Consider the following 7,681-nt stretch of genomic DNA (forward strand, 5'->3'; position numbering starts at 1 on the left):
CGAGCATCCTGGGGCCAAGAGGTTCGATGCCATCTTAGTGGACGAGGGGCAGGATTATCGGCCCTTATGGTGGAACGTGCTGCGCAAGGCGTGCGATCCGGACGGAGAGATGCTCTTGGTCGCGGACGCGACGCAAGACGTTTACGGCACGGCTAGAGCATGGACTGACGACGTGATGAAGGGAGCGGGGTTCCCTGGCGGTCGATGGGCGCAGTTGAGCGTCAGCTATAGACTGCCTCCAGATGCACTAAGTCTTGCACGGGGCTTCGCCGAAGGCTTTCTTCCCAAAGAAGCCATTGACCTCCCTGAGCCTGAGCAAGGGTCATTTGATCTCTATCCGTGCCATCTCCGGTGGGTGCAATGCGATCCGGAGGATGCTGAAAAGGTATGCTCAGACGAAATCCTTTCCTTAATGCGGCAAACCGGAAAGGCCAACTTGGCCAATGCTGACATCACCATGCTGGCAAGTGATATGAAGTCTGGCGCGGGGGTTGTGGCCCGTTTATCTGAGTATCGCGTTCGAGCAGTAGATACGTTTGGTGACGACCACCGTCGCCGGAAAATGGGTTTCTACATGGGAGATGCAAGGATCAAGGCCACTACCTTGCATAGCTTCAAAGGCTGGGAGTCACGCCTGCTCGTTGTCTATGTAACGGAAGCCGCGCACGAGCAAAGCCTTGCTCTGATCTATGCTGGTCTGACCCGATTGAAGCGGAATCAGGAAGGGAGTTGGCTGACAGTTGTGTGTTCCGCACCGCAGCTTCACGATTACGGTCGGACATTCCCAGATCATGTGGCGGTGGCGGACACAGCTGTATTGTAGGTGGCATCGGCACAAACGGTCGTTTTTGGCCGCGCACCCTACCCCGCCCAAGATCAACCGCTTAGCTGTGACAAAACCCCCCGGCAAAACCTTTGCGGTTTTGGCAGGTTTTTGTCACAGTGAAGCATGATTATCGGATATGCCCGCGTCAGCACTGACGACCAAAGCCTGGATTCACAGACGGATGCCCTGTCGGCAGCCGGTGTCGAGAAGGTTTTCGCCGACAAGATCAGCGGATCGAGGCGCGCGCGTCCGGAACTGGACAGAATGCTGGAGCAGCTCCGCGACGGTGACGTTGTGACGGTCACCAAGTATGATCGCCTGGCGCGGTCTCTGAAGGACCTCCTGGGGATCGTAGAAGCAATCCGGGAACGTGGTGCCGGCTTCCGGTCTCTGGCCGAAGATATCGACACGACGACGCCGGCTGGCCGTCTTGTGTTTCACGTCTTCGCTTCCATCGCTCAGTTTGAGCGCGAGCGTATTTCAGAACGAACCAGAGAAGGTCTGGCATCCGCCCGCAAGCGTGGCCGGATCGGGGGCAGGCCCCCTGCCCTAACGTCCGCTCAGAAGGCCGAAGTGCGTCGGATGCGTGACGAGGAACATCGCGCAATCCCAGAGATCGCTCGACTGTTCAAGGTCAGCGAGCGAACGGTACGAAGGGCGTAGAGCAAACGAAACTAAGGTATCTCAACCTGAAGTTTCTGCCTTCCAAGGTAAGCCCCCATCACCTCAATGACGCTCAAGTACATACAGTTGATACTCGGGAACCCAACGGCTGGCTCCTGGTCTGCCGTCACCACAGAGACTTGTGCGAATGGGCCTTCTCCGTGGTTCCGAGCAGGAAAAACAAAACTGCCGGTGCGTGCGTCATCGCCGACGACAGAGCCTAGTGCGAGATGGTAGAAGAGTTGCTTTACAATGTCGGGCCAGCCGGGCGAGTTCGATAACGACGTTGCATCGTAGTACTTGGCGTCTAGCACTTTCAGTGTTGTGCCATCTCGTATCACGATATCAGTCTGCATCCCTCGCTCTTGCACTAGGAGTTGTCCATTGGAGGCTTGTCTAAAGGCAGGTTTAGGGAGCCGGGAGTTCCATCCGCCTTCGACACCCGGCAGGACTTCTCGCAGCATTCGTTCCCAGACGGCGTGGAAGTCGTCGATACCGTATAAGGTGATGCCGTCATTCTGGCGTGGGTCTTCGTCAAGGTACGAGATCAAGGAGTGCGCTAGTCTGATTGCTCTTTGCGCGAACAAGTTTGGCAGCAATGATCTCAGTTTCTGGGACCATAGAAGCCGGGGAAAGTCGGGTGAGGCAAAAGCCTTGAGTTCTGCCTCTCGACCCTGCAGGCCGTCCAACCACCATCCGTGATGCTCGGCAATCTCCAAAAGAACAGCAACTTGGACACGCGCTAGAACGCTTTCATGTGCGTTCGAGGTCCGACTTGTGCGAATGTTGGGGTAGACGATGTTTCCGTTGCCCGAGACCATGGCAAGCTCGCGTGCTGCGGTGCGCGGCCAGTTGGCCTTCCCAGAGTTCTTTGTAGCGTAGCGTACTCGTTCAGCGAAGACTCCATACCGTCGAAAATCATCGGCCAAATCTTGAACTGTGGAGATCAAACCCACGTTCCCATCTTCTGCTGAAGAGAGACCCTGCCGGTCGCGAGTATCTTGGCCGTACTTTGCCAGCACCCGCATCGTTGTCTTGGCAATGCGTTGGTTCTCGGTTGCTGAATCTCCGAGTGTCTTACGAGGCACGAAGACATAGCTCTCTGAGGAACTTGTGCACGCTAGCCCACAGAAATGGACGGTCTCCTTTTGAAGCGTCTTGCCTTGGTCTTTGCGACGAAGTTCTGACGTCAGCTTTTGGTATCGTTCTTCAAGAAAACGAACAGCCACCCGGTCTTGAAGAACACGAGGCTCGTCAGGCATCGCCTGCAACTTCCTCAAGTGCCGCATCTAGGGCACTCAAGAAACCTTCGGAGAAGACCTGTTCGTTTTGAGATACGCGGTGAGACAAGCCCCCATAGGTTTTGACGACAGCGGTATTGAAGATGATATCGCGCCCATGATGGCGAAGCAGATCGTCCCACAGGTAGATCAGCACTTTTCCTGGCACGAAGTCACTAGAGGCAAGCTCAACATCTGACACAAACCAAGGACCCAGCAGGCGATCTTCGGCAATTGAAAGATGATCAGTCAGATAGTCGTTCAAGATGCGGGCAAAGTCTGACCAGGTGATCGAGGCTTGGTTACTATCTGCTTTGACGACATTGAAACGCCCTGCGGGCGAGATCGCATAGTCAATATTGATGTACTGTTGTTTCCAGCGGCGACGGAAGGCCGTATCCAGCGGAAAAACGCCCTGGTCCGCGCTGTTCATGGTGGCTAGTAGCCAGAGATTTGCGGGCAATCTGAGCTTATCGATCTCCTGGTCGCACTCCGTACACAACCAGGCTTTGAATTCGTCCGTTGGAAAGTCTGCATCGTACTTGCCGAGGCCTGTCTCATCCCGGTCCAAGAGAAGGAACAGGTCCCCAAAAACAGCCGCCGCTGGGGCGCGATTGAGTTCTTCTATGATAAGGAAGACCTCTTCGTTTGGGCGGAGGATGGCAGCCCTGAGAGCATGCGCGAAAGGCCCAGGTGAGAACTCATACGTTACGTTATCATCGCGAGTGACGGGCTTTAGCGCTCCGATAAAGTCACCATTCTGAAGATCCGGATGAAAAACTGTTCGGATGCAGGGCCTGTCGCCGACAAGTTCATTAACGGCATGGGTCTTCCCAGTGCCTGGCGCGCCATAGAAGATCAGGTTCTCCGCGCCAGTTGCAGCATCTGGGTTAGCCTCTTCCTCAACATGCTCAGCCTCTCCGGCTGGAACGTGAAGGTAATCCATATTCGCCAAATAATAATGGATGAACTCAGGGCGGAAGCAACAAACGTACCTGTTCTTGGAATCCTCTGAACGACCAAATCCAGTTCGATAGGCGTCAGCGATGGCTCGAACATCAACATAGCAGGAATTTGGAACAGCATGCTCTAGATACGCACCAGAGTCCCAAGCACAGATTATAGGGTCACCTTCACCACCAAGGTAGAAGCCTAGAAGTAGGCAGCGATGGTCTCCAGTTTTTTGCAGCTGGAAATCATCCGCATGCTCCTCATATGGACGAGTGAGTTGAATACGTTTTTCGTATGGCCGTGTTGGGCGGTTTCCATAAGCCAGGTTCGGAAAAATGTAGGTTTCCAGAGTAAGTTCTGTCCCCGCCTTTTCCACCTGTGCAGTGAATTTAACGAACCTACCCTGAGGGTCGTGCTGTTCGGCCTCAGCAGCCCATCCCATGGAAGACAGGGATTGGACTAGTATCTCCCGGCGTTGATCAACGGACGGATGCCCAGGGTCATTTCCTTCAAAAAGGGTCCCGTCTGTAGCTGCCTGCCAAACCATGTACTGCCTCGAAAAATATTGCTTTTCGAGGGGACAGTACCCTTATGCGGTCGATCTGACCATCATGAATGCCGTTACAGATCAGACACCTGCCAAGGATGGAACAGCATCCCTGAGGTCAAACGACTTTGTCATTCTGCCTGAATTGAGTTTTCCCTTCTGGAAGCGCTGCCGTGCTTTCCAAGTCGCGCGGATAGCCGGTGTGTTACGCTGGCATTCTCGAACAAGAGTGTGGTGCAATGGAAAGTTGAAGATGTTGCCCTTGGTCAGGTGAAACCCGTCGCCGATCGACAACCAATAGGACAGAAACAGATCAGAACTCAGCACCCCCAAGCCCAAGAGAAAGTCGTCTTCGCTTTCGAAACCTAAGACATGAACGCCATTTGCTGGACCCTCTCGAAGGCTAACGTAGTTGCGCGCCACCCCTGCAACAAACAGCTTGTGTCTGCCGCTCTTCGATATGATTGAGCCAAGCGTAGGGCTGCCCGCTGCGAGGTCGAGGTAGTCCATAACAGCTTGGCTCTCTGGTCGAGGAAACTGGCGGTCGAAGCTGTAGTCTGACACATCAACGTACTCAGGTGATCGACTAAGCAGATCGGCGCGATCTTTCTTGCTCCACCGGAGCAGAGGCGTTGCCAGAAGCTTCTTTGGCCTCCCGGGCAGCACTGTGAGGATTGTACAACGCTGGCTGTTAGCTTTGTTGGTGTTCGTGTGGCTTGGCTTCCCAGATTTGAACAGGGTGTCCGGGATGTTGTCGAAATTGGATAGGCAGACGGTTCCGCGAGTATCCGTGATCATCGTACGCAAGGCGCTGTAGTCCCGACTGAAGGCGACCGAAAGTGGCACAATAAAGTGGATGCCACCCTCCCTACCAACATGCGTCAAAGCCTTCTCAAGAAAATCAGCATAGATGTTCTTCCAAGGAGACCGCCCTTTCTCGTTTGCAACAAACGGCGGGTTTCCGAAGAAGAAGTAGGGTTTGAAGTCACTACTCAGATCAGCTGAGAGGAAGTCGTCGCGGACAAGCCGAACTCTGTTGAAGGATAGACCCCAACCACCAGCCAGAACTTCCAACTGCTTTTCTACGAAGGCCAGAGCGTTGGTGTTCACATCAACAATGGATAGTTCGATCTCAGCCAGCTGTTCGGCGGTCACACCAAGCGTCAGAAACCTCTTGAAGAGCGCGAAGATCAAGGCCCCTGCCCCGGCAGCGGGTTCAACAAAATGATGCTTGCGTAAAAAGGAAAGCGCATCTTCCTCGTCGAGGACTTCGTTCTGAGCGAAGAGTTCTCTCCAGAAGAAGTCTGCTACGTCTGTCGGCGTGTAGTACGACCCGAGCTTCTTGCGCTCATGCTCAGATTTGCATTCGGAGATGTATGAAAGCTTCTCTTCAGCCTCTTCAGAATGCCGTTGAACAGCTTCAATGTGCGTAATCCAAGCCAAGTGCATGCGTGCAAATCCACCGACCGCTTCAGAGTCGTCATTCTGACCGTAGAAGGTGCTTCTCACGTTTTTGTCTCCCGCCTCGCTCATGCACATCAGGGCAAATGGTTCATCAAGTGAGCAACCATCTCCTGGCCGAGCAAGCATGGTACAGCATTGCCAATCTGCTTCTGAATCGACCTGCGAGTACCGTAGAACTGATAGTCTTTAGGAAAGGTTTGAATTGCTGCGATTTCTGGAACTCTCAGCCGTCGGCTATCCCAATGGAAAGGGCCAACCCAAGGCCCAGGCTGTGCGGCAATCGTGATTGAGGGTTCGTCTGGGTGCAGCTTGTATAGGAAGTTCCAGAAGCGTCCCCCTGGCCGGAAGGTGCGACCGCTATAGCCTTCAACGTCTCGCAGCCCAATGTAATTTCTCCCAGAGGGCACATTGAGAAGTTCCTGGTAGTAAGTCCCGCCACTTGCATCCTCTTGTGGTTCAGAGAACTCCGGCCCCGCATAGGGGGCGATAAAGTCTCCCACTCCGACGTATGGTGCATGCCCGTTCATCTGGTGCGGTTTCTTTGGGTCTGCATATCGCCCCGCCGGGCAGGGTATCGCTGTTCCGCCGCCCTTTACGCCGAATACGAAGACACGCTTCCGCTTCTGCGGGACGCCAAAATCAGCAGAATTCGTACGGAAAACCGTGCAGGCATAGCCATGCGCTTCGGCCTCTTTGACGAAGGCCTCAAAGGTACTCTTGTTTGTCGGATGGAGTATACTTTCAACGTTCTCAAACAGAAAACCTGTAGGTAGCATTTCACCGAGCGCGCGCACGAACTGACCCAGCATGTTTCTGGGGTCATGCTCGATCAGTCGATTGTCGTTCTTGACCCAGTAACCGTTCTTCGAAAAGGGCTGACAGGGTGGTCCGCCGATTAGCACACTTGGTTCAGTGTTCGACCACACCCGGAAGTCAACTTCCTTGATATCTTTCTCAAGTACGTCTGCACCAAGCAAGCCATTGTTAATGCGCAATGTCTGTGCTGCGTCATGGTCATTCTCGACACATGCAACTATGTCCACACCAGCTTGATGTGCACCAACATCGAGGCCCCCTGCCCCTGAGAAAATGCTTACTCCTTTGACCACTGGTTAGACCCCTTCGTTCTTGTTCTTGTGAGTGGCGTTGGCTTGATACAGACCCCACATTTGTTCAACTAACTGCCCTTGTGTGATACCCAGGCGTTCCGCTTCCGCAGCAATCGCTTCACCTATCTCTGGAAAGACTTTGGGGTGCAGCTGATGCGTTCGAGGGCTCGGCTTTCGGCCCGGCTTCTTGCGTGGAGTTCGATCTAAAAACCCCCTCGCCTCTCCCACCTCGTCTACGCGCCGCACTTCTTCGGGTGAATTAGCCTTTGGACGCGCTTTCAGGCCTCCCAGTCTATTTGAGCCGTTCATAGACAGCCTCCGTGAATGCCTGAGCGTTAATCAGTGCCTTATCAACTTTTCCGCCCGTAACCATTTCGGGGTCGTTCATCATCGCAGTCAGATCACCGCCATATGCGAACAGTTCAGAGAACGCCGCACGGGCTACCAAGGAAGGTTCGATTACATCGATCCCTGCCCCACTCAGTTGTTCTTCCAATTCCTTTTGGACACGGCTCTTGACGGCTGCGCTTGTCTTGGTCAGCACCACAGCATGCCTTATTGACCGCCCAAGCGCTTCTTCTTCTTCACGAACCAACGCCAATGCTTCCGAGCCGATCTCTGCATCGAGCGCTGTCGGCTGCATCGGGACTATCACCAGGTCCGCTTGGGAGATGGCGCGGCTGACCAGCTGAGATGCGACACCCTCCAAGTCCACAATGACAATCTTGCCATCACCATCTGCGCTCCGAATCGTCGGGACGATTTCTGAACGCCCGACCTCGCTCCTGAGCGTGACGCCTGCAGGAGTGCCATGCGACGCCCATCTGGTCAGGGACTTGTT

Annotated in this window: 7 protein-coding genes; 2 read left to right on the plus strand and 5 right to left on the minus strand. The window is 54.3% G+C overall.

Annotation, left to right across the window (positions count from 1 at the left end; translation table 11 throughout):
* Positions 1 to 823: DEAD/DEAH box helicase (locus AC2FNB_RS19875; protein WP_496748525.1), on the plus strand; the 823-nt coding region annotated here is incomplete at its 5' end.
* A 126-nt stretch (positions 824 to 949) separates the two neighbouring features.
* Positions 950 to 1,489 carry a recombinase family protein gene (locus AC2FNB_RS19880; protein WP_496748526.1) on the plus strand — a complete coding sequence of 180 codons (540 nt, stop codon included), beginning with the start codon at positions 950 to 952 and terminating at the stop codon, positions 1,487 to 1,489.
* 11 nt (positions 1,490 to 1,500) lie between these two features.
* Here the strand turns inward: AC2FNB_RS19880 and AC2FNB_RS19885 are convergent, their stop codons facing one another.
* From AC2FNB_RS19885 to AC2FNB_RS19905, 5 genes are all read right to left on the minus strand, one after another.
* On the minus strand, positions 1,501 to 2,751 hold the full coding sequence (locus AC2FNB_RS19885) for an LlaJI family restriction endonuclease (protein ID WP_496748527.1): 1,251 nt from the start codon (positions 2,749 to 2,751) through the stop codon (positions 1,501 to 1,503).
* On the minus strand, positions 2,744 to 4,267 hold the full coding sequence (locus AC2FNB_RS19890; RefSeq protein ID WP_496748528.1) for an AAA family ATPase: 1,524 nt from the start codon (positions 4,265 to 4,267) through the stop codon (positions 2,744 to 2,746). The genes AC2FNB_RS19885 and AC2FNB_RS19890 overlap by 8 nt, the downstream gene beginning before the upstream one ends.
* An 81-nt stretch (positions 4,268 to 4,348) precedes the next feature.
* The gene (locus AC2FNB_RS19895; protein WP_496748529.1) at positions 4,349 to 5,776 is read right to left on the minus strand and encodes a DNA methyltransferase family protein; all 1,428 of its coding nucleotides are present in this window, start codon (positions 5,774 to 5,776) and stop codon (positions 4,349 to 4,351) included.
* Positions 5,777 to 5,805: 29 nt separating this feature from the next.
* The gene (locus AC2FNB_RS19900) at positions 5,806 to 6,840 is read right to left on the minus strand and encodes a DNA cytosine methyltransferase (protein ID WP_496748530.1); all 1,035 of its coding nucleotides are present in this window, start codon (positions 6,838 to 6,840) and stop codon (positions 5,806 to 5,808) included.
* 292 nt (positions 6,841 to 7,132) lie between these two features.
* Positions 7,133 to 7,681 (minus strand): P-loop NTPase family protein (locus AC2FNB_RS19905; protein WP_496748531.1); only part of this gene is annotated, 549 nt, incomplete at its 5' end.

Source organism: Ruegeria sp. BHSB058 (genome assembly GCF_059613285.1).